Annotated in this window: 20 protein-coding genes and 1 tRNA gene; 3 read left to right on the top strand and 18 right to left on the bottom strand. The window is 72.0% G+C overall.

Annotated elements, in window-relative coordinates; translation table 11 throughout:
* Window positions 1-350 precede the first annotated feature (350 nt).
* The 4 genes from OG247_RS16505 to OG247_RS16520 form a co-directional block, all read right to left on the bottom strand.
* A complete protein-coding gene (locus OG247_RS16505; RefSeq protein ID WP_327252973.1) occupies window positions 351-2135 on the bottom strand; it encodes a DEAD/DEAH box helicase in 1785 nt (594 codons plus the stop codon).
* 172 nt (window positions 2136-2307) lie between these two features.
* The gene (locus OG247_RS16510) at window positions 2308-2715 is read right to left on the bottom strand and encodes a type II toxin-antitoxin system death-on-curing family toxin (RefSeq protein ID WP_327252974.1); all 408 of its coding nucleotides are present in this window, start codon (window positions 2713-2715) and stop codon (window positions 2308-2310) included.
* Entirely contained in the window at window positions 2712-2912 is a 201-nt protein-coding gene (locus OG247_RS16515) for a hypothetical protein (RefSeq protein WP_327252975.1), read from the bottom strand. Before OG247_RS16515 ends, OG247_RS16510 begins: the two co-directional genes overlap by 4 nt.
* A gap of 163 nt (window positions 2913-3075) precedes the next feature.
* A complete protein-coding gene (locus OG247_RS16520; protein WP_327257493.1) occupies window positions 3076-4491 on the bottom strand; it encodes an MFS transporter in 1416 nt (471 codons plus the stop codon).
* A gap of 238 nt (window positions 4492-4729) precedes the next feature.
* Between OG247_RS16520 and OG247_RS16525 the strand changes: the two genes are divergently transcribed.
* Together OG247_RS16525 and OG247_RS16530 are read left to right on the top strand one after the other, a co-directional pair.
* Window positions 4730-4804, top strand: a tRNA-Cys gene (locus OG247_RS16525).
* 211 nt (window positions 4805-5015) lie between these two features.
* Window positions 5016-6311, top strand: a complete 1296-nt coding sequence (locus OG247_RS16530) for a hypothetical protein (RefSeq protein ID WP_327252976.1) — start codon at window positions 5016-5018, stop codon at window positions 6309-6311.
* Window positions 6312-6470: 159 nt separating this feature from the next.
* Here the strand turns inward: OG247_RS16530 and mycP are convergent, their stop codons facing one another.
* From mycP to OG247_RS16575, 9 genes are all read right to left on the bottom strand, one after another.
* A complete protein-coding gene (gene mycP, locus OG247_RS16535; RefSeq protein ID WP_327252977.1) occupies window positions 6471-7529 on the bottom strand; it encodes a type VII secretion-associated serine protease mycosin in 1059 nt (352 codons plus the stop codon).
* Window positions 7530-7661: 132 nt separating this feature from the next.
* Complete coding sequence (locus OG247_RS16540) at window positions 7662-9044, bottom strand: WXG100 family type VII secretion target (protein ID WP_327252978.1); 1383 nt, start codon at window positions 9042-9044, stop codon at window positions 7662-7664.
* Window positions 9044-9544 carry a hypothetical protein gene (locus tag OG247_RS16545; protein ID WP_327252979.1) on the bottom strand — a complete coding sequence of 167 codons (501 nt, stop codon included), beginning with the start codon at window positions 9542-9544 and terminating at the stop codon, window positions 9044-9046. The genes OG247_RS16540 and OG247_RS16545 overlap by 1 nt, the downstream gene beginning before the upstream one ends.
* Before the next feature lie 132 nt (window positions 9545-9676).
* Window positions 9677-11962, bottom strand: coding sequence for a xanthine dehydrogenase family protein molybdopterin-binding subunit (locus OG247_RS16550; protein WP_327257494.1), 2286 nt, complete (start codon window positions 11960-11962; stop codon window positions 9677-9679).
* Between the two features lie 44 nt (window positions 11963-12006).
* Window positions 12007-14061 carry a (2Fe-2S)-binding protein gene (locus OG247_RS16555; protein ID WP_327252980.1) on the bottom strand — a complete coding sequence of 685 codons (2055 nt, stop codon included), beginning with the start codon at window positions 14059-14061 and terminating at the stop codon, window positions 12007-12009.
* A complete protein-coding gene (locus tag OG247_RS16560; RefSeq protein WP_374323622.1) occupies window positions 14058-14990 on the bottom strand; it encodes an FAD binding domain-containing protein in 933 nt (310 codons plus the stop codon). Before OG247_RS16560 ends, OG247_RS16555 begins: the two co-directional genes overlap by 4 nt.
* Before the next feature lie 414 nt (window positions 14991-15404).
* Entirely contained in the window at window positions 15405-17054 is a 1650-nt protein-coding gene (locus OG247_RS16565) for a beta-N-acetylhexosaminidase (protein WP_327252981.1), read from the bottom strand.
* 154 nt (window positions 17055-17208) lie between these two features.
* Window positions 17209-17496 carry a DUF3039 domain-containing protein gene (locus OG247_RS16570; protein WP_243337322.1) on the bottom strand — a complete coding sequence of 96 codons (288 nt, stop codon included), beginning with the start codon at window positions 17494-17496 and terminating at the stop codon, window positions 17209-17211.
* A 63-nt stretch (window positions 17497-17559) separates the two neighbouring features.
* A complete protein-coding gene (locus OG247_RS16575) occupies window positions 17560-18120 on the bottom strand; it encodes a YqgE/AlgH family protein (RefSeq protein WP_266908372.1) in 561 nt (186 codons plus the stop codon).
* A 275-nt stretch (window positions 18121-18395) separates the two neighbouring features.
* Between OG247_RS16575 and murA the strand changes: the two genes are divergently transcribed.
* Window positions 18396-19739 carry a UDP-N-acetylglucosamine 1-carboxyvinyltransferase gene (gene murA / locus OG247_RS16580; RefSeq protein ID WP_327252982.1) on the top strand — a complete coding sequence of 448 codons (1344 nt, stop codon included), beginning with the start codon at window positions 18396-18398 and terminating at the stop codon, window positions 19737-19739.
* Window positions 19740-19978: 239 nt separating this feature from the next.
* On the opposite strand, the gene OG247_RS16585 is transcribed toward murA, so the two are convergent.
* The 5 genes from OG247_RS16585 to OG247_RS16605 all read right to left on the bottom strand — a co-directional run bounded on the left by OG247_RS16585 (window position 19979) and on the right by OG247_RS16605 (window position 26120).
* Window positions 19979-20260, bottom strand: coding sequence for an HU family DNA-binding protein (locus tag OG247_RS16585; protein WP_007264399.1), 282 nt, complete (start codon window positions 20258-20260; stop codon window positions 19979-19981).
* A 320-nt stretch (window positions 20261-20580) separates the two neighbouring features.
* The gene (locus tag OG247_RS16590; RefSeq protein ID WP_327252983.1) at window positions 20581-22005 is read right to left on the bottom strand and encodes an NAD-dependent malic enzyme; all 1425 of its coding nucleotides are present in this window, start codon (window positions 22003-22005) and stop codon (window positions 20581-20583) included.
* Window positions 22006-22439: 434 nt separating this feature from the next.
* A complete protein-coding gene (locus OG247_RS16595; protein WP_327252984.1) occupies window positions 22440-24773 on the bottom strand; it encodes a HelD family protein in 2334 nt (777 codons plus the stop codon).
* 128 nt (window positions 24774-24901) lie between these two features.
* Window positions 24902-25471 carry a CGNR zinc finger domain-containing protein gene (locus OG247_RS16600; RefSeq protein WP_327257495.1) on the bottom strand — a complete coding sequence of 190 codons (570 nt, stop codon included), beginning with the start codon at window positions 25469-25471 and terminating at the stop codon, window positions 24902-24904.
* 106 nt (window positions 25472-25577) lie between these two features.
* A complete protein-coding gene (locus tag OG247_RS16605; protein ID WP_327252985.1) occupies window positions 25578-26120 on the bottom strand; it encodes a GNAT family N-acetyltransferase in 543 nt (180 codons plus the stop codon).
* Window positions 26121-26129 lie beyond the last annotated feature (9 nt).

Genomic DNA, 26129 nt, shown 5'->3' on the forward strand with positions numbered 1-26129 from the left:
GGTCCCTCGGCGACGCACGGAGAGGCCGCCGGTAGCGGCCATGGCACCGGCTGCGCTCCCGCGGCGGCGCTGCCACGGGGCGTTCGATGCGGGGACAGTAGCGAGCAGGTTCGCTCAGCGGAAGGGCTCGTCCAGAATCCGGGCGCCTACTGCCGTTTTATGCCGGTTGAAAACGCGCATCGCTGTCAATTCGTGACCTTCGGCCCCTGGCGTCGGCTCACGTCTACGCGGGGTCCCACACGGCCGCGCAGGGCCTCCCACCACGGGTGCGGCGAGACCGCCACGACGGCCCGGGCGAGCGGGAACCGTACAAATCTCCCCCCGCCCCCCGCGCCGCATTCCGTAGGAAATCACCGCATCCGGGTGGCCCACTCCTGGACCTTCTTGATGCGCTCGCGCAGCTGTCCCGCCGTGGCTTCCGCGCTCGGCGGTCCGCCGCACACGCGGCGCAGTTCGGTGTGGAGCACGCCGTGCGGTTTGCCGCTCTGGTGGACGTACGCGCCCACCATCGTGTTCAGCGACTTCCTCAGCTCCAGCAGTTCCTTGTGGGAGACCACCGGCCGCCGGTCGGCGGGCAGCTCCAGCAGGTCCGCCTCCGAGTCCGGCTTGCGCTTGCTGTGCGCGATCTGCCGCGACTGCCGCTTCTGGAGCAGCATCTGCACCTGGTCGGGTTCGAGCAGCCCGGGGATGCCGAGGTAGTCCTGCTCCTCTTCGCTTCCCGGGTGGGCCTGCATGCCGAACTCGGCGCCGTCGTAGAGGACCCGGTCGAAGACGGCGTCGGACTCCAGCGCCTCGAAGGACATCTGCTCCTCGTCGCCGGTGTCCTCGTCCTCCTGCTTGTTCGCCTCCTCCATCTCCTTCTCGGAGTCGGCGTACGGGTCTTCCTCGCCCTGCTTCTTCGGCTTGTCGAGGACGTGGTCGCGCTCGACTTCCATCTCGTTGGCGAAGCCCAGCAGGTAGGGAATGGTCGGCAGGAACACCGAGGCCGTCTCGCCGCGCCGGCGCGAGCGCACGAAGCGGCCGACGGCCTGTGCGAAGAACAGCGGGGTCGAGATGGTGGTGGCGTACACGCCGACCGCGAGCCGCGGTACGTCGACGCCCTCGGACACCATGCGGACCGCGACCATCCACCGGTCGTTGCTCGCGGCGAACTCGTCGATCCGCTTCGAGGCGCCCGTGTCGTCGGACAGGACGACGGTGGCCTTGCTCCCCGTGATCTCCTTGATCAGCTTGGCGTACGCCCGCGCGGAGTCCTGGTCGGCGGCGATGACCAGCCCGCCCGCGTCCGGGATGCCCTTTCTGACCTCGGTCAGCCGCTGGTCGGCGGCGCGCAGCACGTTCGGCATCCAGTCGCCGCGCGCGTCGAGCGCCGTGCGCCAGGCCTGCGAGATGGCGTCCTTGGTCATCGGCTCGCCGAGGCGCGCGGCGATCTCGTCGCCCGCCTTGGTGCGCCAGCGCATGTTGCCGCTGTAGGAAAGGAAAATGACGGGCCGCACGACCCCGTCGCCCAAGGCGTTCCCGTAGCCGTACGTGTAATCGGCGGAGGAACGCCGAATTCCGTCGTTCCCTTCCTCATAGGCGACGAAAGGAATGGGATTCGTATCGGACCGGAAAGGCGTGCCGGTGAGGGCGAGCCGCCGGGTCGCCGGGTCGAACGCCTCCAGGCAGGCCTCGCCCCAGGACTTCGAGTCACCGGCGTGGTGGATCTCGTCCAGGATCACCAGGGTCTTGCGCTGCTCGCACCGGTTGCGGTGCAGCATCGGGCGCACGCCCACACCCGCGTACGTGACGGCGACCCCGTGGTAGTCCTTGCTGAGCGGGCCGGCGGAGTAGTCCGGGTCCAGCCGGATCCCTATCCGGGCGGCCGCTTCCGCCCACTGCTTCTTCAGGTGCTCGGTCGGCGCGACGACGGTCACCTGCTGCACCACGTGGTGGTGCAGCAGCCAGGACGCGAGCGTCAGGGCGAAGGTGGTCTTTCCGGCGCCGGGGGTCGCGACGGCGAGGAAGTCGCGCGGCTGGGTCTCCAGGTACCGGTCCAGCGCACCCTGCTGCCAAGCTCGCAGGGCGCTGGCGGTACCCCACGGCGCGCGACCGGGGAAGGCGGGTGAGAGGTGGTGGGAGGCGGTAGTAGTCACGGTCTCCGGTTCGGGCTCTCGGCGGCGTATCCGTTCCGGGCGGCGTGCATTCCGGGCATCGGTACGGCCAGCGGTACGGGCAGTCGTACGTAGGACAACCGGGCCACCTTACCGGCCCCGGCCCGCCCCCCGCGGAGGGACAGGCCCGTGACCTCGGCGCGTGCGGCGAGCGTCACATTCGCCGGGCGAGGGTGCGCAGCCGCTCCGCGATCCGTCCGGTGTGCTCCTCGTTGCCCGCCGCCACGTCGATGACCAGGTCGTACGCCGCGTCCTGATCGGCATCACCGAGATCGACGCCGTCGAGGGCGAGGAAGGTGGCGGCGGCGAGCCAGGCGGTGCGCTTGTTCCCGTCGACGAGGGGGTGGTTCGTCGCGATCCCGTGCAGCAGGGCGGCCGCCTGCTCGTAGGTGTCCTCGTACGCCGACGTCCCGAACATCCTGGCCCGCGGCCGGTGCACAGCGGACTCGAGCAGCCCGGGGGCGCGCAGCTCCACGGGCTGGTCCTGGGCGAGGCAGGCGTACCGCGCGAGGTCGAGCACCTCTCCGAGGGTCAGGTGCCGGGTGAGGTGTCCGGTGCTCATTCCCCGAGCCTCCTCAACAGCCCGGCATGCCGCCCGGCCAACCGCGCGGCCTCGCTCCCGGCCCGCTCCCGCTCCCCCCGCACCCAGGCCCGTACGGCCGCCAGCACGGCGTCCTCGGCGCTCTGCCCGGTGGCATCGGCCAGATCGTCCAGCTCCACCCGCTCGGCGTCGGGCATGACGATGGTCAGCTCTTTCATCCCCGGATGCCAGCCAGATCCACCCCGGCCCGCGCCCGCGTTTCCGTTGGTAGGGCCCACCCGGGCAGTGCCGACGCCGGCGACCATCCAGCCCCTCCGGCGTTTGAGGAGCAGGGGCCCGGGGGCCGGCCCCCGGCAACGGCGCCGCACCCTGCAACGGACCTCAGCCCCGCCCGGGCTCCACGTCCAGCCGGGTGGCCACCCACGCCCCCACCAGCGCCACGCAGGCCATCGGCAGGAACACCACCACGAACGCACCGGGGTGCGAAGCCCCGCCCCCCTCCGCCACGGAGTGCGCCGCACCCACCGCTCCCCCACCCAGCGCGGCGAACGCCGCGCCCCCGGCAGCAAGCAGCACCACGTTCGCCAGCGCATCGGAAATCTGCAGCGAGGCGGAGTTCGCCCCCGCCTCCTCCGGCGCCGAAAGCTTCAGCAGCAGCACGCTCGTGGAGCCGATGACGAGCCCCATCCCCAGGCACCCCAGCGCCCACACCAGTGCCAGGGTCCACACCGGCACCCATTCCAAGAGCACCGCCGGCGCCCCGGCGATCGACGCGGCGACCATGATCATGCCCAGCACCATCAGCCGTTCCCGGTACGGCGCCACCCGCCCCTGCGACTGCACCCACGAACCGGCCGCCCACGTCACTCCGCCCAGCGCGAGCGAGAACCCTGCCATCGTCGGGCTCAGCCCCCGCTGGGTGACCAGCATCAGCGGTACGAAGCTCTCCGCCGCGATGAACGATCCCGCCGCCACGCCCCGCAGCAGCACCACCGACGGCAGCCCGCGCCGCGCCCGGTAGGTCCCGCGCGGCAGCAGCCCCAGCACGGCGGGCACCAGCAGCGCGGCCCCGGCCAGCCCCGGCACCAGCGACAGCCACCTCAAATCCTGGGCGGCGTACTGCAGCAGCCCCGCACCGGCCGAGATCCCGAGGGCGAGCCGGATCCGCCGCCGGTCGAACGCCACGGGCGGAGCCTCGGGGTCCACGGGCCCGGACGCGTTCCGCCGTATCGCGGGCAGCGCCACGGCCAGCGGTACGAAGACCAGCGCGGGGATCCCGAGGAAGACCCAGCGCCACCCGAGGTGCTCGGTCACCGTCCCCGCCGCCAACGGCCCGACGATCGACGGCACGACCCAGCTCGCCGCGAAGGCCGCCATGATCGCGGGCCGCAGCCGCTCCTCGTAGGCCCGGCTCACGACCACGTAGAGCGCGACGATGACCAGCCCGCCCCCGAACCCCTGCACGGCCCGCCCGAGCACGAACATCCACATCGCCCCGGCGGTCCCCGAACACACCAGCCCGGCGGCGAAGGACCCGATCCCCACGGTCAGCGGCCGCAGCGGCCCCTGCCGGTCGGCCCACTGCCCGGAGAGCACCATCCCGAAGAGGCTGGTCGTGAAGTAGGCGGAGAAGGCGAAGGCGTAGAGCCCGATCCCGTTCAGCTCGCGGGCGGCCACGGGCATGGCGGTCCCGACGGCGGTCGCCTCGAAGGCGATGAGAAAAATGACGGAGATGATCCCGATGCTGAGCGTCCGGTACGCGGGCCCGAGGATCCCGCCCTTCGGGTGGCCGGGCATCGCTTCGGCGGGTGTGGCAGCAGCTCGCTGGGGGAGGACGCTCATCGCCCCAGAGTAAGGCCCGTACCTAGATTTCAACCCTGTCATTCCGACCGATCCCACCCCCTCCTCCAGCCCTAGGCCGAAGGTCCCACCCGCCCCCTCTGTGAACGCGGCATGGCAGTCGCATTGCACCGCCCCCGCACCCCTTCCCGCGCCCTCCCCACCCCCCATACGGTCATACACATCACCACCACCCAGCCGTGTGCCCGAGTGGTTGAGGGACTCGCCTGCAAAGCGAGTTACGCCGGTTCGATTCCGGTCACGGCTTCCAATGGCCCGACCAGCCATAACGAATGGGCGACACCCCACCCGGGGTGCCGCCCATTCACGCGTTCGTCTCGATTCCTGTCCTACTTGCCCGGTACGAGCACGCCGGCCGAGGCCTCCCATCCAAGCGTGTGGGTGCCGATGCGCCTCGCTCGGAGCGGTACCCGCAGGACGCGTGCTCTCCGTGGCACTGTGAGCGGGTGCGGATGTCGAGCGTGAAGAGCCTCGCCTGCAGAGCGGCCCTGTTGGCGGGTCTGTTCGTGACGGCGGTCGAGCTGATGCTCTTCGGAGCCGAGGACGTAGGCAGCGCCTTGACCTTCGCCGGCCGGATGACCGGGGTCGTGTTCCTGGCAGCGATGCTGTTGGAGTCGGCGGCGTTCTTCGCTGGGGTCGCTGTCTTTGAGGGCGGCGCGTCGAGGCGTACCGCTGCGCTGCTGGGTATCGGCATCCTGGTGTCGCTGGTGCTGAATCTTGCGCTGCTCACTGTCCAACTGGCCGACGGCGGCTACACCCACTACCTCTGGGTCTGGGGACTCCTGGTGCTGTGGGCCTTCTGGGCTCTTTGGTGGGAATGGGACCTGTGGAGAGGGGTATCGCGGCCCCGCGGCTTTGCTGCCGGAGTGGTGGTCACCGCCATGGTGGCGATCGGCAACTTTGGTTACACCCAGGTCTACCAGCCCTACGTATCGACCGCGCTGCTCTCCACCTCTGTGGAATTCCTCAGCGCCACGCACGAGCGTGAAGACGACAAGGTCGTCGTCACGGTGCGCCTACGCACCAAGAACATCGGGAAGGTGGGCGTCTACGTCCTCGGCTCCCTCTATCAGGTCAGCGGAAGAAAGCCCCAGTTCGTCGCGACTGCCCGAACTGAACGCGAACTGTTCCAGGACTGGGGTGAGCGGCAGCGCGATCTACTGCGCCATACCGATGTGCCGAAGAAGGGATATCAGCTCCTGGCCCAGGGCCAGTTCACGGGAAGGTCCGGTTTGGTGGTCGTTCTCGAGCCAGGTAGCGAGGTTGTCGCAGAGCGCGTTCTCGAGTTTCCGTACGGCGCGAAGTACGATCTGCTGGGAATCACCGCGAACATCGTCTATCTGCGGAAAGACCGAGCGAAACTGACCGATAACTTCGGGACCTCAGGACGCAGGCTGTGGGTCTCGAACGACACCTATCATCACTATGGCGCTCCAGCACCACCCTCCTGGATTGCGCAACCCGGCGAAATCACCTACCGATTCAGGTCCCGCATCAAGCAGAGCAACTCGCTGCTCGAACACACCCGCCCTCCACATTACGTAACCCTCTGGTGGGTCGGGAGAGAGCCACCATCGGAGTCCCCCTTCGGTCCTGAACTGACGGCAATCGTGGGACCGGAAGGTATGGAGCGGCCGGAGCCGACCGCCTCGGAGCGCCGACAGATGGCGGACACCTACGGGCTGTCCAACGGCCCGAGCGGTTACATGCAGAAGTCGCTTGCAGAACTGCTGCGATCAGCCTCCAAGAAGGACTGAAGCCGGAGACTTCGCGCGAGGGCGGCCATGAGGCGTCGGGTCGCCTCGTCGATCCGGTGGTCCTGCTCCTGGCCGGAAACGAGGACGCTCAGGGATTCGAGATGGTCGAGCCCGTCCCTTCTGACACTGGTGGGGTGGGGTTCGGCAGCTTCGCGCGAGTCAGCGGCTCCGCCGCCGGACGGCAACAGCGGTCACAGCCCCACCGATGAGCACGCAGGCCCCTAGGCCAAGCGCGATCCAGGCGAGGCTGCCGCTCCCCTCCGCCTTCGCCCCGGCCCGGGGGGCGTGGCCCGCCCGGCCGGAGGGGGCTGCGGAGGGGGCCTTCGCCCCGGTCCCGCCGCCGGCTGCGGCGAGGTCGGGGAGCGGGTAGACGTCCGCGGGGCCGGGGTCGCCGGGGGTCGCCACGGCGATGCGAGGCCGGACGATGCCGTAGCCGATGAAGTCACTGCGCGCGGCACCGTCGGTGGGCTTGCCGGCGGTGTTCATGAGGACCCTGAGCACCTGATTGTTGGTCCAGTCCGGGTGCGCGGACCAGATCAGCGCGGCCGAGGCGGAGGCGAGGGCTGTGGCGTCGCTCGTGCCGTGGCTGGTGCACAGCCCGCTTTTGCCTGTCGAGCAGGCCGTGACGATGTCGGCACCCGGTGCGGACAGGTCGACCTGCGAACCATGCTGCGACTCCGCAGTCACTTTGCCGTGCTTGTCGACAGCTCCGACCCCAACTACTCCAGGTGTCGCCGCGGGATACAGGGTCGCATTGGTTGAATCACCGTCATTGCCGACACCTGCGAAGATCAATTTCCCTTTAGAGAGGGCATACTTCACTGCTTCAAGTCGCGCCGGATCCTCGGCGGGTGCGGCCATCGAGATATTAATGACCTTCGCTTCCGAGTCGGCGGCGTAGCGAATCGCTTCGGTCCAGATCAGATTGGATGCACTCTCACCTTGAGGCGTACGGATCGGAAGGATCTTGACACCTGGCGCAAGCCCGAACGCCCCATCGCCGCTAGGGTGCTCCCCAGTCCCAGCGATGATTGCCGCAATGCTCGATCCGTGGGGCATCCAGTCAGTTCGCTCATCGCCCTTATAGGACGAAGGCGCGTAGTCCTTTCCGGAGAGAACTTGCCCTTCCAGCTCCGGGAGTCGATCTACCCCACTATCGATAACGGCGACCGTGACACCTTTCCCAGTGCTGGTCTTCCAGATTTCCTCGGCTTTCATAGACGTGAGATGCCATTGCTGGGACCGAACCGTCTCCGCGTGGGCCGGGGTTGCGGCAATCCCAACCAGCAGGAAGCCTGTCAATGCCGCGATCCCCCTACGCATACGCATCCCGTGCAACGTCCGCTCCACTCAGTCGATCACCGGCGGAACGACACGACCATCGCCCTGCCACGTCTCTTCGTCCTCAGCGAGGTAGTCAGGGCGCTCACCTTGCCGACCATCACCACGTCGGCCCGAAGCAGGCGCGCCAGCGCCACCGTGACCCATAGGGGCACTCATCGGAGCAGAGCCCGATCCACCGCGAACCAGGCCGGAACCGCCCTGGGTAAACGGCTGACCACCAGGAACCGAGCGCCCACCGACGACGCCGCCCGGTTCGGCGGCGAGACGGCGCCCAGGCATGGGGCTGCCGAGACCGCCGTGCGCTCCGCCACCACCCGTACCCATGCCGCCGCCCACACCCATCCCGCGCCCGGCCGCTTGGGCACCTGGCCCGCCGGACGTGACCGGCCGACCGCCTGTGATTCCGCTGTCGCGCGGGGGCAGCCCGGCAACACCGTCTATCCCACTGCCCTTCCAGCCAACCCCGCCACGACCAACCCCGCCGAGCGGCTTCGGTACGCCACCGCCCGACGGCAGCGTCAGAGACGGGACGAACCCACCGGGGATGACACCCGGTCCGCCACCGCCGGGCCCGACCGGACCCGGGCCTCCGGGGGCCGAGGAAAGAGTCGTATTCGGCATCGGGCCGAAGGCATCGAGACCGGTACCGATGTTGCGGTCCGGGGCCACCGGAGCGGGGCCTGGTGTCGAACCCGTCGGCGTGGGTGCAGCGCTGCCCAACCCCGTTGCGAGACCGAAGTCAGAAGACGAACCACGGGGGCCGGCGGCCTCAGGCTTATACGAAGATCCGCCCCCTCCGGCAGATCCCGGTGAATCACCTCCAGAGCGGGCGAGCTCCACTTCCGCAAAGATGTGCGGCGGGACGAACGCCGCTGGCGGCTCCGGAAACGTCGGAATCTCCGCCATCTCCATCCCAGTAGCCGCAGCCTCATATCCCTGTGCCAGCTTCGTCATCTGCTGGATTGCCTGCTCTCGGTCGCTGCTCAGCTTCGAGTGCGCCTGCTGGCTGATCCGTTGCGCGTCGGGGTCGTTGTGGTACTCGCGGGCGGCCTTCAGGTTGGACTCGGCCCCGCTGTCGTACGTCGGCATGTTGGCCTTGACTTCGATGACGACCTGGCCGGCCTGCGTCAGCTGCTTGCCGCCCTCGGCGCTGTACTCGCTGAGGCGCAGCGTCGCGTTGCCCGTGCGGCTGACCCAGTCCTGGAAGGCCGTGGCCGATTCGCCTTCCCAGCCCGTCGCCCGGTGGTCCTTGAGGCTTTCGCCGATCTCCTTCAGGGCCGCTGCGACGTCCGTCAGCTGGGCGCCGCGGGCCTTGAGGGTCTCCGCATTGGCCGAGGCGAGCATGGCCAGCAGTTGCTGGTGCGTGTGGCTCTCGAAGTTCGTCGCCATCAGAAGCCACTGCCTTGCTTCGCACCGAGAGTTGCACCCTGCGAGGCAGATCCGTGCGGCGGTGGGGGCGCGAGCGGGTCCCGCTCCGGGACGTAGTTGGCCTTCGCCTGCTCGCTGATCGCCAGCATCCGCCGCTTGGTGTCCTCGTCCACGTCCCCGAAGCCCCGACCCGCCGTCTGGATCGCGATGCCCAGCCCCTCGATCTGGTCCGCCAGCCCCTTCGACAGCGCGAGCAACTGCCCGTGCACGTTCGAGTAGGCCGTGAACAGCCGCTTGGCTTCGGCGAAGCCCTCGCCGAGGGAGGTTTCCGGGAGGGTGCCGTCCGCGAGTTGTCTGTCGCTCGCCGGAGAGCCGTCCAGCTTCGCCAGGAGACCGTCGACCCGCTTCTTGTAGGCCGCCAGCGACTCGTATTCGACCTGGAGCGCGCCCAGGGTCGCCGGCGAGGCCACGCCCACGCCGAAGTCCCGCCCTAACACGCCCGGCCCGTAGTCCACTGTCACGATGGCCTCCCCGACTCCCCGGCTCCCCGTTCGCACACGCATACGCATACGCGCCAGCGTCCAGAGGAACTGTATCGACAGACGCCGACGGGACCCAAGTTCTGGGTTGCGGGTGCAATCAGGGCCGGGAGGTCAGGCGTTGGGGGACGCCACCGCCGCCGATGGCCGGATCGGGAGCCTGTTGACCGGGCGGCCCGTCGCCGCGCGGACCGCCGAGGCCACCGCCGCGGGGGTCGTGACCACCGGGACGGCGCTCGCCGGCTTGGCGCCGAAGGGGGCCACCACGTCGCGTTCCTCGACGAGTTTGACGATGCGGACCGTCGGGGCGTCCAGGGAGGTGGGCAGGGCGTAGCCCGTGAGGTCGGGGTGGCGGATCAGGCCGGAGGCCGTGCGGAGGTTCTCCGTCAGGGCCGCGCCCACGCCCTGGATGACGCCGGCCTCGATACGGGCCGCCAGCTGGCGGGGGTTGAGGACGCGGCCGACGTCCTGGGCGACCGCGAGTTCCACGACGCGTACCGAGCCGAGCTCGATGTCCACGTCGACCACCGCGCGGATCGCGCAGAAGGCGAGGCCCACGAAGGCGTCGCCCTGGCCGTCCCCGTCCAGCGGCTCCGTCGGGTGGGGGCGGCACTGGGCCGTGGCCCAGAGTTCCTTGCCCTCCATCGCCTCCGCGACGGTCGTGGAGAAGGCTCCGTCGTACGAGGTGATCCGGCCGTCCGCGATCTGGAGGAGTTCGGTGGACATGCCGAGCTTGTGGGCCATCGGCTGGAGGAGCTGCGTACGGACCATCTTCGCGGCCCGTTCGACGGCGCCGCCCGAGACCCAGGTGTGGCGGCCGTGGGCGGAGGGGCCCGCCGGCGGCTGGTCGGTGTCGACCGGGGCCGTGACGACCTCGTCCACGCCGAGGATTTCCTGGACGATCTGGCGGGCCAGCGTGGAGAAGCCCTGGCCGGTGTCGACGGCCGCGCAGATGACCGTCGCCGCACCGCCGACGATCTTCACGGTGGCGGTGGACACCTCGTCGGTGCCCTCCGCGCCGAGCATGTGGACCATGCCGACCCCGTACCCGACCCCGCGCCGCACCGCGCCCGGCTCGCCGGCGCCCTCCAGGCCGCCGGGGAGCAGCCAGTCCTCCTCCGGGGTGTCCTTCGGGAGCGGCGGGAGTTCGCAGTCGCGGACGGCGCGCAGGAGTTCCGCCACGGGGGCGGGGCAGGTGACGGTCTGGCCGGTCGGGAGCAGGTCGCCGGTGGCCAGGACGTTGCGCAGGCGAAGTTCGGCGCCGTCGATGCCGAGGGCGGCCGCCAGCTTGTCCATCTGGCCCTCGTAGGCCGCGCAGACCTGCATGGCGCCTTCGCCGCGCACGTGCCCCGACGGGGGGTTGTTGGTGCGGACCGCCCAGCCTTCGACGAAGGCGTGCGGGACCACGTACGGGCCGCAGGCGAAGGCGACCGCCGCGGCGAGGGATTCCGAGGAGGCGTCGGCGTACGCGCCCCCGTCCATCAGGATCTGGGCCTCGACCTTGACCAGCCGGCCGTCCGCATCCGCGTGGTGGCGGTAGCGCAGCAGCGTGGGGTGGCGGTGGGGGTGGCCGAGGAAGGACTCCTCGCGGGTGGCGGCCAGTTTGACCGGGCAGCCGGTGCGCAGGGCGAGCAGGCCCAGCGGGAGCTGGAAGGCGGCGTCCTCGCGGTCGGCCGTCGCGCCCGGGACCCCGGTGACCACGACCCGTACGCGGTCCGGTTCGAGGCCGAAGCAGGCGGCGGCCAGGTCGCGGTCGGTGTGCGGGTCGGTGGAGGCGGTGTAGATCTCCACGCCGCCGTCGGGGCGCGGCACGGCCAGGCCGGCCTCGGCGCCGATGGGGGCGGGGTCCTGGCGGCCGATGCGGTAGAGGCCCTCGACGACGACGTCGCCGGTGGCTTCGGGGTCGCCGTAGCGCAGCGGGATGTGCCGGATCAGGTTGCCGTCGGGGTGCAGGTCGGGGGCGCCGAAGGCCTGCTCGGGGTCGGTGACCGGGTCGAGGAGCTCGTACTCGACGGCGATCGCGGCGGCCGCGAGGCGTGCGGTGTCCGGGTGGTCGGCGGCGACGGCGGCGATGGGCTCGCCGTGGTGGCGGACCACGTCGTGCGCGAAGACCGGCCGGTCGGCGATGCGGCGGCCGTGGGTGGTGGCGCCGGGGACGTCGGCGTGCGTGACGACGGCGCGCACGCCGGGCATTTCGGCGGCGGCGGAGGTGTCGATGGAGAGGATGCGGGCGTGGGCGTGCGGGGAGCGCAGCACGGCGGCCCAGAGGAGGCCCTCGGCCCACAGGTCGGCGGCGTAGGGGAACGTGCCCTCGGTCTTGGCCCGGGTGTCGGTGGCCGGTACGGACGCGCCGATGCCGCGCGGGACCGCCGACTCCGAGGGCTCCGCGCCCTCGGGCACCGGTGTCGTGACCGATACCGGGACCGTCGCCGCGTCGTGGGCGCTCACGCCGTGCCTCCCTCGTGGTTGCCGTGGTTGCCCTGCTGGCCGAGCATCCCGTGGTTCCCGTGGTTGCCCTGGTGGCCGTGGTCGCCGTGGTCGCCCTGCATCCCGTGGACGCCGCCCTCGCCCGGCGGGGCCTGGTGCGGGATCCGGGCCTCGGCGGAGGCCGCGGAGGCCGCTTCGGCCGCCGATCCGCGCTCGGCGACGACCTCGCGCACGGCCTCGATGACGCCCGAGTAGCCGGAGCAGCGGCAGAGGTTGCCGCACAGGGCCTGGCGGGTCTCCAGCTCGCTGGGGGCGTGGTTGCCCTCCAGCAGGTCGTGGATGGTCATGGCCATGCCGGGGACGCAGAACCCGCACTGCACCGCACCCGACCTGCACAACGCCTCTTGTACGTCCGACAGTTCCCCGTCGGTCGCGAGACCTTCCACGGTCCGAACCTCACTGCCCGCCGCGGTGGCCGCCGGGACGAGGCAGGAGGCGACGAGCCGGCCGTCGACCTGCACGGCGCAGGCGCCGCATTCGCCCTGCGAGCAGCCGTCCTTGGCGCCGGCGAGGCCGAGGCGCTCGCGCAGCACGTAGAGGAGGGACTCGCCGATCCACGCGCCGGTGACGGGGCGGTCGGCGCCGTTGACGCGCAGGACGTAGGAGGCCGACGGGTGCTCGTGCTGGGCGACGGCCGCGGCGTCCGCTCCGTCCCCTCTGCCCGTGGGTTCTTCCTCGTACGTCGCCCCCTCGCCCGGAGCCCCTTCGGCCGTATCCGCCGGCGCCGTCCCGACAGCCGGGTCGGCGTCGTCCGTACCCGGCGCGGGCGCGGCCCCGGCTCCGCCGGCGGCCGGCACGGCTCCGCCGTCACCCTGCTCCGCCTCCACGACCACGGCTCCGGCTCCGGCTCCGGCCTGATCCCCGGCTTCGCCCGCGACCCCCTCGAGGGCCCCGGCCTCACCATCGCCCCGGGCTTCGTCAGCACCCCGGGCTTCGCCCTCGGTCCCCGGATGCTGCCGCTCCCCCGAGTCCGGGAGCTGCGCCGGACCGTGGGCGGCTTCGATGTCGTGCGGGGCCGGGTAGCCCGGCTCGCCGTCCAGCGGGGTACCGACCCCCGGGCCGCCCAGCACGCGCGGTCCGCGCCCCGGGGCCGAGGTGGAGCCGAAGGGTCCGCCGGCCGGCGCGAAAGCCCCGGGAAGCACCCCGGAGCCCAGCGGGTCCGAACCCAACGGGTCCGAGGCCAGCGGGTCCGAGCCCAACGGCGAATCCAGCGGGTCGGAGCCCGGCCCGTCGGAGCCCGGCCCGTCCCCGCCCGGCTGCTGCGCCACGTAGCCGCGCGCACCCTCGAAGTCCGGATGGGCCGCCCACGGAGCCGCGGCCCCGCCGGGCAGCGTCGCGGGGGCCTGGCTCCAGTCGGCCGAGGCCGCGAGCTGCCCGAAGCTGCCCGTGTCGCCCGCGCCGCCCGGGGTCCACACGTCGCTCGCAACCGCTTCGGGGAACCGCCACTCGGCGGTGGACCCCGGCTCGTGCACGCCGGCCCGGCTCCCCGCGAAGGGCTCCGCGAAGGGTTCCGCGAAGGACTCGCCGAAGGGCTCCGCGTAGGACTCCGCGAAAGGCTCCGCGTGGGGCTGCCCGAAGGGCTCCGCGACGGGCTCGGCCACCGGCTCCGCCGCCGGATCCGCGAACGCCGCGGCCACCGACGCCGGAATCGGCACCGACGCGGGGATCGGGGCCCGCGCCGCGGCCCCCGAAGTTCCCGCGGCCGCACCCGCGTCCGCCGGAGCCGCCGAACCCGCCTCCGGCCACTGCACCGGGATCGTCCACGTGCCCGTGGCCGCAGGATCCGTACTCCCGCTGCCCAGCGGCACGATCATCGGCGGCGGCACGTAGCCGTGCCCGGGGGCCGCGAGGGGCTCCCCGGTGCCGAGCGCGTCCAGCATGTCCTGCGGCAGTTTCACGAAGGCCGTCGCGTCGGAGTCGTACTCGCCGCCGTGCGGCACCGGCTCCCAGCCCCAGTGGGGTCCGGCAGATCCCGTGGGACCCGCCGGGTCCGTGTTCTCGTTCTCGCTCATGAGCTCAGCGCCCTCCCCAGGGCCCTCCGTGCCAGCACGGCCACCGTCCGCCGCAAATGCAGTACTGCGGGAGCCACCGGCTCCCCCTGGTCGGGTACGCACGCCGCCGCGACGTACTCGCCGAAGGCTTCCAGCGCCTCGGGGGCCAGGCTGCGGTCCCCGTCCCAGTCGATCAACGAAGCAACCCACTGCTCGGCTTCCAGCGGCCGCAGCGGCATCGGGGCGACCGCGCCGATCGCGCAGCGCACACCCCGGCGCGCGGGGTCCAGCACGAGCCCGACGGACGCCACCGCGCGCCCCGGTCCCGTACGGCCCGTGGCCTTGAGGAACACCTGCGGCGCGTGCAGCAACGGCACCCGCACGAAGCCGATCAGCTCTCCGGGGCGGAGCATCTCCCGGCCGGCCAGCAGGTGCGAGACCGGGATCTCGCGCCGCGATCCGCCGGGCCCGACGATGACGAGTACGGCCTCCAGCGCGGCCAGCACGGGGAGCGCGTCACCCGTCGGCGCGGCCGTGGCGATGTTGCCGCCCAGGGTGCCGGCGTTGCGGATCTGCGGCGGGCCCGCGGCGCGTGCGGCGGCGGCCAGGGCCGGGATCAGGGCGGCGAAGTCCGGCCGGCCCATGCGCGCGTGCGTGAGGCCGGCGCCGAGCAGCGCGTGGCCGTCCTGGTACTGCCAGCCGCGGATCTCGTTGATCCGGCCGAGGCCCACGAGTGCGGCGGGGCGCAGGAGTCCCGCGTTGACGGCGGCCATGAGGTCGGTGCCGCCCGCCACGGGGACGGCGGCGGGCATGGCCGCGAGCGCCGCCACGGCCTCGTCGAGCGAGGCCGGCAGCGTCACGGACTGCTCCGCGTTCCCCGCCCGCGGGTCGCTGCGGGGCCCCTGGGACGAGTCCCGTGCCTGCGGTGCGTGCGGTGCGTGCGTGGTCAACCCAGCTGCCCCTTCCCGATGTCCCGGTCCCGGCGCTCACGCCTGTCCGCCGTACGGTACGTGCTCACCGCCGGGACGTGGCAACTCTGGCACATCTTCCGGAGCACCGGACGCGAGGGTCCACCGCCCGCGCACCACCGGCGACACCGCCCGCGCAGCCCCGTGTGCGGCCCCCCGTACGGCCCCCGCACCACCCGTGCACCACCCGTGCACCACCACCGTGATCCGGCCGCGACCGGGCCGCGATCCAGCCGTGATCGGGTCTCGCTCCGGCATCGCCCCGGCATCGCTCCGGCCTCGATCCCGCGCGGGCGGCGCCGCGTTCCCGCCCCGGTGCCAGCGCTCCGACGGCGCCGGGCCGACGCCCCGGCGCCGTCGCCCGCCACCACCCGGCTCATCCCCGCGGGGGGCTCGTCACACGTTCGGGGGCGCTCCCTCGATCGGGCGTCCGAGGACTCCGGGCCTGCGCTGCCACGGCAACGGGCCGCCCGGCGGCCGGTAGTCGACCCCGAGGGCGTCCAGGCGTCGGTAGTGCGCCGTCATCCGCGCCTCGAAGTCCGCGTAGTCCCGCTCCTCGGGCCGCGGCAGCCGGGACCACACCACCTCGGCGAAGGCCGCCAGGCGCGGGAACGTCTGGTAGTCGACGCGGCTCTGGTCCTCCATCACCTCGGTCCACACGTTGGCCTGCGCCCCCAGCACGTGGGTGGCGGCCTCTTCGGACAGCTTCGGCGGTACCGGCTCGAACCGGTACACATCCTCCAATGTCCGTACGTACCCGATGGGCATCGGCTCGTCCTCGCCGCCCGCCTGACGGTGGTCCAGGTACACCTGCTGCTCGGGGCACATCACCACGTCGTGGCCGGCCTCGGCGGCGGCGATGCCGCCCGCGTAGCCGCGCCAGGAGGACACGGCCGCTCCGGGGGCCAGTCCGCCCTCCAGGATCTCGTCCCAGCCGATGAGCCGGCGGCCGCGCTCGGCGAGCCAGCCGTCGAAGTGCCGGATGAACCAGGACTGCAGACCGTCCTCGCCGTCGACCCCCAGCTCGCGGATCCGCTCCTGCGCGACCGCGGAGGCCTTCCACTGCGCCTTGGGGCACTCGTCGCCGCCGATGTGCACGAAGGGCGAGACCTCGGCCGGGAACAGCTCCAGCAGTTCCTCGAAGACCCCCTCGTAGAACCGCAGGACGGCCTCGGTGGGCGCGAGCACGTTCTCGTTGACGCCCCAGTCGTCCCACACCCCGAGCGCGGCCGTGTCCACCACGTCGGTGTTCCCGAGCTCCGGGTACGCGGCGATCGCGGCCTGCGAGTGCCCCGGCACGTCGATCTCGGGCACCACCCGCACGTGCCGCTCGGCGGCGTAGGCGACGATCTCGCGGATGTCGTCCTGGGTGTAGAAGCCGCCGTGCGGGGTCTCGTTCCACAGCGGCGAGGCCCGGTGGCCCCGCCGGCTGCGGGCCCGCCAGGCGCCGACCTCGGTGAGCTTCGGGTAGCGCTCGATCCGCACGCGCCAGCCCTGGTCGTCCGTCAGGTGCAGGTGCAGCACGTTGAGCTTGTGGGCGGCGAGCAGGTCGATGTACCGCAGCACCCCGTCCTTGGGCATGAAGTGCCGGGCCACGTCGAGCATCAGCCCGCGCCAGCCGAAGCGGGGGCCGTCCAGGAGGTCCCCGACCGGCAGCCGCCACACCGCGCCGGGCAGCGGCGCCCGCCGGAAGGCGTCGGGCCCGAGCAGCTGACGCAGCGTCTGGGCGGCGTAGAAGAGGCCCGCCGGGTCGGCGCCCTCCAGGAGGACGAACCCGGGCGCGACGTGGAGCTCGTACGACTCCGCCCCGGTCCCCCGCGCGATCTCGGGGCGCAGCGCGAGCCGGATCACCGGGCGTTCGCCGTACGCCTCCCCGCGGATCGGGGCCGGCAGCGCCCAGCCGGTGGCGGCGCCGAGCTCGCGGCGCAGCCGGCGGGCCGCGTCCTCGGTGCCGGGCGGGGCGTCGAGGAGCGGGTCGGCGAGCTCGCAGGTGCCGCCGTCGGGCGGGAATCGCGCGTACCGCGGCCGCGGGATCAACTCGGGCATGGCCTCGACTCCTTCAGCGTTGCACCAGGTGCAACGTACGTTTCACAGGGCGCTGACGCGGCGACCCTAACCCGCCCCGAGGGCACGGAAAAGGCCCCCGGTACGCACATCTGCGCACCGAGGGCCTTCGTCCCGCTTCAGGAGGGCCGGACGACTACTTCCCGTCCTTGCCGCCCTTGTCCTTGTCCCCGCCGGGACCCATGGACTCGTAGATCTCCTTGCACATGGGGCAGACCGGGTACTTCTTCGGGTCCCGGCCCGGCACCCAGACCTTGCCGCAGAGCGCGACGACGGGGGTGCCCCCGAGCGCGCTCTCCATGATCTTGTCCTTCTGGACGTAGTGGGCGAAGCGCTCGTGGTCGCCGTCGCCGTGGGACACCTGCGGCGTCGGCTCTACGAGGGTCCCCGTACCAGTCCCGCGATCGGGCTCAAGAGTGCTCATGACTGCCAGGGTACCGAGTCCCTCGCGCGCGAGGGATCCGCGGCGGGCGCCCCGGCCGCGGGCTCAGTTCAGCGACGGGTCGTCCGCGTACGTGGCCACCATGGCCAGCTCGCTGCGCTGGCGCCGCAGCACCGCGCGCCAGAGCCGCTCGGGGTCCGGGAAGGAGACGTCGCCCGGCTCGGAGTCGACCACGTACCAGGCGCCCACGCCCAGTTCCTCCTCCAGCTGCCCCGGGCCCCAGCCCGAGTACCCGGCGAAGATGCGCAGGCCGCCCAGGGCCGCCGCGAGGAGTTCCGGCGGGGCCTCCAGGTCCACCAGGCCGATCGCCCCGTGCACGCGGCGCCAGCCGAGCGGCCCCTCCTCGCCCGGGATGACGGCCAGGCCCAGCGCGGAGTCCAGCGCCACCGGGCCGCCCTGGAAGACCACTCCGGGGTCCTTGGCCAGCGGAGCCCAGGGCAGCAGGACGTCACCGACGCCCACCGGGGTGGGGCGGTTGAGGACGACGCCGAGCGAGCCCTGCTCGTCGTGGTCGAGCAGCAGTACCACCGCACGGTCGAAATTCGGGTCCGCGAGGGCGGGGGTGGCCACGAGCAACCGCCCTGTGAGGGAGGACACCTCGGTCATGGCGCCATGGTCTCGCACATTCGCCCGCGAGGGGGAGTGGGCGGCGCGTCCGGAACCTACGCAGCTCAGGGCGCACGGCGGCAATTCGGGGCGCGTACGGGCCGCCGCGCGGACCCCCGGCGGAAGGAGACGCTCCGCCACCTGGCGGGCACCCAGGGTGTTGTACCGAATTCATGACAGTCCTACGGCCCCGTCAGCCTTACGAACAGGGGGGTCATGCCCCTTACCCTTTTCACTGGCCCCCCTGCCCACCCCCTCTCCGGAACGCGAGATTCATGACCGGCATCAGTGACGATGTACTGCTTGTCCACGGCGGAACTCCGCTCGAGGGCGAGATCCGTGTCCGCGGCGCGAAGAACCTCGTACCCAAGGCGATGGTCGCGGCCCTGCTCGGCAGCGAGCCCAGCCGGCTGCGCAACGTCCCCGACATCCGGGACGTCCGGGTCGTGCGCGGGCTGCTCCAGCTGCACGGGGTGACCGTCCGCCCCGGTGACGAGCCGGGCGAGCTGGTGCTCGACCCCTCGCACGTCGAGAGCGCGAACGTCGCGGACATCGACGCGCACGCGGGCTCTTCGCGGATCCCGATCCTGTTCTGCGGCCCGCTGCTGCACCGCCTCGGCCACGCCTTCATCCCCGGCCTCGGCGGCTGCGACATCGGCGGCCGGCCGATCGACTTCCACTTCGAGGTGCTCCGCCAGTTCGGCGCGACCATCGAGAAGCGCGAGGGCGGTCAGTACCTGGAGGCCCCGCAGCGACTGCGCGGCTGCAAGATCCGCCTGCCCTACCCGTCGGTCGGCTCGACCGAGCAGGTGCTGCTGACGGCCGTCCTGGCCGAGGGCGTCACCGAGCTCAGCAACGCCGCCGTCGAACCGGAGATCGAAGACCTCATCTGCGTCCTGCAGAAGATGGGCGCGATCATCTCCGTCGACACCGACCGGACCATCCGGATCACCGGTGTGGACCGCCTCGGCGGCTACAACCACAAGGCGCTCCCGGACCGGCTGGAAGCCGCCTCCTGGGCGTCCGCGGCCCTCGCCACCGGCGGCAACATCTACGTGCGCGGCGCCCAGCAGCGCTCGATGATGACGTTCCTGAACACCTTCCGCCGGGTCGGCGGGGCGTTCGAGATCGACGACGACGGCATCCGCTTCTGGCACCCGGGCGGCCCGCTCAACGCCATCGCGCTGGAGACGGACGTCCACCCCGGCTTCCAGACGGACTGGCAGCAGCCGCTCGTCGTGGCGCTGACCCAGGCCGCCGGCCTGTCGATCGTCCACGAGACGGTCTACGAGTCCCGCCTGGGATTCACCTCCGCGCTCAACCAGATGGGTGCGCACATCCAGCTCTACCGGGAGTGCCTGGGCGGCAGCGCCTGCCGCTTCGGCCAGCGCAACTTCCTGCACTCGGCCGTCGTCTCGGGGCCCACCAAGCTCCAGGGCGCCGACCTGGTCATCCCGGACCTGCGCGGCGGGTTCTCGTACCTGATCGCGGCGCTCGCCGCCGAGGGCACCTCGCGGGTGCACGGGATCGACCTGATCAACCGGGGCTACGAGAACTTCATGGAGAAGCTCGTGGAACTGGGCGCCAAGGTCGAGCTCCCGGGCGGCGACCTCGTCTGACCGGCTGACCGGCGCTCCGGTACGCCGGTACGCCATAGATCCACGCAGACCGGCCCAGAACGCCCCCACAGGCCCCGTACAGGGCCTGTGGGGGCGTTCTGGCTCCCGGGGGCCACTCGCGGTGCCGGGAGCGCCGAGAGGCGGCCACCCGGTGCCGGGTGGCCGCCTCTCGCGTACTACGTACTACTGCGTACTCCTGCCGTCCCGGGGGCCGGTGGGGCCCTCGGCACAAGGGCGGACTACTTGCCCTTGGCGGCTTCCTTGAGCTTGGAGCCCGCGGAGACCTTCACGCTGTAGCCGGCCGGGATCTGGATGGGGTCGCCGGTCTGCGGGTTGCGCGCGGTGCGAGCGGCACGGTGGGTGCGCTCGAAGGTCAGGAAGCCGGGGATGGTGACCTTCTCGTCGCCCTTGGCGACAATCTCGCCGACGGTCTCGGCGAGCGCGGCCAGAACGGCGTCGGCGTCCTTGCGGGTCACCTCGGCGCGCTCGGACAGAGCGGCCACCAGCTCACTGCGGTTCATGTTGTACTCCCGTGTTCAACGTGCCTTAGAGGCGTGAGATCGAAGCCGATGCTGCCAGGGCCCTAGGACAGTCCCCGGACCCGGGTCTGACGTCAGACCCTCTCGCCCGGTTACGCATCCTGCCCCCACCACCGGCGGGAAAGCCAATCCGGCACCCACCGGGGTCACACGAAAAGCGCCACAGTCACGCCGCGGTGACGCTCCGTCCGCACCAGAAGGCGTCCGGATGGGTGTCCGGAGACGCGGACCGCGGGCCACGCGGGCATCCCCGCAACCCTATGGGCGGCCCGGGGGGCCCGCATCCCGCGACGCGCCGGGGATCAGACGGAGGTGGGCGGCGTCACAGCCGCGGAGGCCGCCTTGCGGACGGCTCCGGCGACCGCGCCCGCGACCTTGTCGTTGAAGACCGACGGGATGATGTAGTTCGCGTTCAGCTCGTCCTCGCCGACCACGTCGGCCAGGGCGCTCGCGGCGGCCAGCATCATGTCGGTGTTGACGGTGCGCGACTGGGCGTCCAGCAGGCCGCGGAAGACACCCGGGAAGACCAGCACGTTGTTGATCTGGTTCGGGAAGTCGGAACGGCCGGTGGCCACGACGGCGGCGGTCTGGCGGGCGATGGCCGGGTCCACCTCGGGGTCCGGGTTCGCGAGCGCGAACACGATCGCGCCTTCCGCCATGGCGGCCACGTCATCGCCGCTGAGCACGTTGGGGGCCGAGACGCCGATGAACACGTCGGCGCCGACCACGGCCTCCTTCAGGGTGCCCGTGTAGCCCTCGGGGTTGGTGTTGTCGGCGATCCAGCGCAGCGGGGAGTCCGCGGCCGCGTCGACGAGGTCGGGGCGGTCCGCGTGCACCACGCCGTGGATATCGGCACTGACGGCGTTCTTGACGCCCGCGGCGAGGAGCAGCTTGAGGATGGCCGTACCGGCGGCGCCGGCGCCCGACATGACCACCTTGACGTCGCCAACGGCCTTGCCCACCACGCGCAGTGCGTTGGTGAGGGCGGCGAGGACCACGATGGCGGTGCCGTGCTGGTCGTCGTGGAAGACGGGGATGTCGAGGGCCTCGCGCAGCCGGGCTTCGATCTCGAAGCAGCGCGGCGCGGAGATGTCCTCGAGGTTGATGCCCGCGAAGCCCGGCGCGATCGCCTTGACGACGGCGACGATCTCGTCGGGATCCTGGGTGTCCAGGCAGATCGGCCAGGCGTCGATGCCGGCGAAGCGCTTGAAGAGGGCCGCCTTGCCCTCCATGACGGGCAGCGCGGCCATCGGGCCGATGTTGCCGAGGCCCAGCACGGCGCTGCCGTCCGTCACGACTGCGACGGAGTTGCGCTTGATGGTCAGACGGCGGGCGTCCTCGGGGTTCTCGGCGATCGCCATGCACACCCGGGCCACGCCCGGGGTGTAGATCATCGAGAGGTCGTCGCGGTTGCGGATGGGGTGCTTCGACTGCATCTCGATCTTGCCGCCGAGGTGCATCAGGAAGGTGCGGTCGGAGACCTTGCCGAGGCTGACTCCCTCGATCCCGCGGAGCTTCTCGACGATCTCGTCGGCGTGCGCCGTGGACGTCGCGGCGATGGTGACGTCGATACGGAGCTTCTCGTGGCCGGATGCGGTCACGTCGAGGCCGGTGACCGAGCCACCGGAGGACTCCACGGCGGTGGTGAGCTGGGAGACCGCGGTACCGCTCGCGGGGACTTCCAGGCGGACCGTCATCGAGTACGAGACGCTGGGCGCCGTTGCCATGGCCGTGTTCCTCTTCTGTCCCTGGTTCTGTACACACAGGGTCCCGCGCCGCGCCGCCGAGTACTTGGCAGGACTGGCAGGACCTGTTGTCCGATCGTCCCACCTACCAGCCGGTACAAGGTAACCAGCTACAAATTTCGGAAGAACTCTTCCACCATACGAGATTTCCCGGGTCTGGGGAATGGGTGGCCCATACAAAAAAGGTCCGCGCCCCCCACTGAGTGGAGGACGCGGACCTGGTGCTTCCTACGTCTATGACACCGACCCGCCATGCTCGCCTCGCGGCAAGTGGTCGCTCTAGGCGACTAAGGTTGGGCCCGGGGGCTTGGATCGAGTCGGTGCCGTAACCCAGGCTAACAAAGGTTCGCCCGAAGTGATCCCCCCACCGGAGACCGGTTGCGGGGACCACGCCTTTGGCCGCCGACCAACCGGCCCTATGACGGGCCCGAGGGCTGCAACAGCGCCGCGACCCCCTCGGCGTCCGGGGCGTCCCGGTCCGTGGAGATCACCGTCAGCTGCTGCGTCGCACGGGTCAGGGCCACGTAGAGCACCCGCAGACCGGCCGGGGACTCGTCCGCGATCTCCGCCGGGGAGACGACCACCGTGGCGTCGTACTCCAGGCCCTTCGCCTCCAGGCTGCCCAGCGCGACCGCCCGCTCCCCCAGGTCCGCGAGCCAGCCCGCGGCCTCCGCGCGCCGGTCCATGGCCACGACCACGCCGACCGTGCCGTCGACCTGCTCCAGCAGCCGCCGGGTCTCCTCCACGACGGTGGAGCGCAGATCCTGCGTCACCGCCGTGAAGCGCGGCTGCAGGCCCGTGGAACGCACCGCCGTCGGCGGCTCCGTGCCCGGCGCCGCCAGCTTCAGCACCCGCGAGGCGACCTCGGCGACCTCGGCCGGGTTGCGGTAGTTCACCGTCAGGGTGAACTTGCGCCGCGGCCGCGTGCCCAGCGCCTCGTCGCGCGCGGCGGCCGCCTCCTGCGGATCGGTCCACGAGGACTGCGCCGGGTCACCGACCACCGTCCACGTGCCGCCCCGGCCGCGGCGGCCGACCATCCGCCACTGCATCGGCGTCAGGTCCTGCGCCTCGTCGACGATGACGTGCGCGTACTCGGTGCGCTCCGCCGCGAGCCGCTCGGCCCGCTCCCACTGGGTCTCCTCGCGGGTGGGCATCAGCTCCTCCAGCCCGCTCAGCTGGTCGAGCGGATCCATCTGCCGCTTCTTCTTGGGCCGCGCGGGCGCGCCCAGCAGCTGGTGGAGCTCGTCCAGCAGCGCCACGTCGTGCACCGACAGGGCGCCCTTGCCGTCCGGGCCCACCCGGCGCAGGGAGCGCGCCACCTGACGGGTCTCGCGGGGGTTCAGGTCCCGGCGCGACCAGCGCGACAGGCGCCGCTCGTCGGCCATGGAGGCCAGCACCCCGCGCGGGGTCAGCTCGGGCCACCAGGCGTTCAGGAAGTCGATGAACGCGTCCTCCGTCGAGATGTCCTCGTCGAAGGCGGAGCGCAGCTCGGCCGCCAGCTCCGGGTCGCTGTGCCGGCCGGCCCCGCCGGACTTGGAGTACAGCGCGTCCAGCAGGAGCTTGCGGGCGCGCGGGCGCAGCAGGTTGACCGGGGCGGTGCCGGACAGGACGTTCTGCCGGATCCGGTCGAGGTCGGGGGCCTCCAGCTCCTGGCGGCCCCCGAAGGCCACCACGCGCAGCCGGTCGGGGGCGGGGGCCCCGCCGGGACCGCCGAACTCCAGCGCCCCCCGTACGGCCTTGCGCAGCACCTTCAGCATCCGGGACGAGCCCTTGACGCGTGCCGTGGACGGGTCGTCGTACGTGGTCGCCTCGGCCCCGTCGACGAGCGAGCCGAGCGCCCGGATGGCGACCTGGCCCTCCTCGCCGAGGGAGGGCAGGACGCCCTCGGTGTAGGCCACCAGCAGCGGGGTCGGGGAGACGATCAGGATGCCGCCGGAGTAGCGCCGGCGGTCCTGGTAGAGCAGGTAGGCGGCACGGTGCAGGGCGACGGCGGTCTTGCCGGTGCCGGGTCCACCCGCGACCTCGGCGACCGAGGCGGCGGGCGCCCGGATGACGAGGTCCTGCTCGGCCTGGATGGAGGAGACGATGTCGCGCATCGAGTGGGTCCGGGCCCGCCCGAGGGCGGCCATCAGGGCGCCGTCGCCGATGACGGGCAGCTCGTTCCCGTCGAGGAAGGCGGTCACCTCGGGGCGCATCAGGTCGTCCTCGACCCCGAGCACCTTGCGGCCCTTGGAGCGGATGACGCGGCGGCGTACGACGCGGCCGGGCTCCTTGGGGGTGGATCGGTAGAACGGCGCGGCCGCGGGGGCGCGCCAGTCGATGACGAGCGGCGCGTAGTCGGAGTCGAGGACTCCTATGCGGCCGATGTGGAGCGTCTCGGCGATATCGGCCGTGAGGTCGGTACGGATCGCGTCGTCGGCGGGCTCGACGGAGGTGAAGGCTCCGTCGGGGCCCCGCTCCCCGTCCTTGCCGAGGACCAGGTCGATGCGGCCGAACAGGAAGTCCTCGAACTCGTTGTTGAGACGGTTGAGGTGGATCCCGGCACGGAACACCTGCGCGTCCCGTTCCGCGAGGGCGCCGGGCGTGCCGACCTGGCCACGCTTGGCGGCGTCGTTCATCAGGAACTCCGCCTCGTGGATCTTCTCCTCAAGGCGTCGGTACACGTGATCGAGATGCGTCTGCTCGACCGCGATCTCCCGATCGCGGACGGAATCCGCCGTGCTGTCGACAGCGGCATTCTGCGCGGCCACCAAGGCCCCTTTCTGACGTGCATGGGCAGCCGTCAACCGTACGCGAAGGGGCCCGTGTGCGCACGCCCCTTCCGGGACGGCTCGCGGATCAGGACGAAGATCACGCCCGGCGGGCGCCGCCGGCGTCGTCAGCCGGGGCGGGATTCGAGGACGCGCCGCCGGTGGCGGGCCACGCGCTCGCGGTTGCCGCAGAGCTCGCTGGAGCACCAGCGGCGGCGGTGTCCGCGCGAGGTGTCGAGGTAGACCCGGGCGCAGCCGTCGCCCTCGCAGGTGCGCAGCAGTGCCCGTTCGCCGGGGTCGGTGAGCAGTTCGACGGCGTCCCGGGCCACGGCGGCGAGCAGCCCGGCGCATCCGACGCCGCCGCACAACTCGCGGACGAGGTGCCCTTCTTGGTCCTGTACGGCACACAGTCCCGGGGGTGGACCGGCGGCCGCCGCGTTGACCCGGGCCAGTGCGGCCCCGGGCGGCGCGGCTCCGGCCAGCTCGGCCCGTACGAGGCTCTCGACGTCGGCGCGCAGCACCCGGAAGGCCCGCACCCAGTCGTCCCCGACGCGGCCGAGCGGCGTCCGGTCGGGCACCAGCCCGGCTCCGGTGAGCCACAGCCGCAGCCCGTCTCCGTCCCGGATGCCCTCCGTGTGCGCGAGGGGCGAAAAAGTAGCCACCAGGTCCAGGCAGACCCGCCCGGAGTCGAACCACATGCCCGTCACCGCCTCCCTCTCGGGGCGTGCCCCCAGAGTGCCCGTCTCCGGGGCCGGCGGCTAGAGGGCGGGCGGCCGGATCACGGGGCGTCCGGAGGGCCGGCGGCTAGAGGGCGGGCGGCTCGTCGTTCAGGAGCAGCTGGAAGAGGCGGTGGTCCCGCCAGTCCCCGCCGACGTGGAGGTAACGGGGCGCGAGCCCGTACTGCTCGAAGCCCGCCTTCGCGAGCACCCGCTGCGAGGCCAGGTTCTCCGCCCGGGTGCCCGCCTCGACCCGGTGCAGCCGCTCCTCGTCGCGGGCGATGCGGCAGACCTCGTGCAGGGCGGCGGTGGCCAGCCCCTTGCCGGCCCAGGCCTGGTCCACCCAGTAGCCGATGGCGCCGCTGGACAGCGCCCCGCGCACGATGTTCTGGAGGGTGATCGTCCCGGCCACCCCGTCGGCGGCGAGCAGCACGAACGGCCGCGCCCGCCGGTCCGCCCGGGCCGTGAGCAGCTCCTCGATCCGTCCCCGCTGCCCGGCTTCGGTGTAGAACTCCTCGGCCCGGCGGGGCTCGTAGGGGGCCATGTACGCCCGGTTCCGGTCCAATGCCTCGGCGACCCCGGCGGCGTCGGCCGTCCGGATCTCCCGCATCTCCACCCCGTCAATGATCATCCGGGCACG

The organism is Streptomyces sp. NBC_01244 (genome assembly GCF_035987325.1).
Classification (GTDB): Bacteria; Actinomycetota; Actinomycetes; order Streptomycetales; family Streptomycetaceae; genus Streptomyces.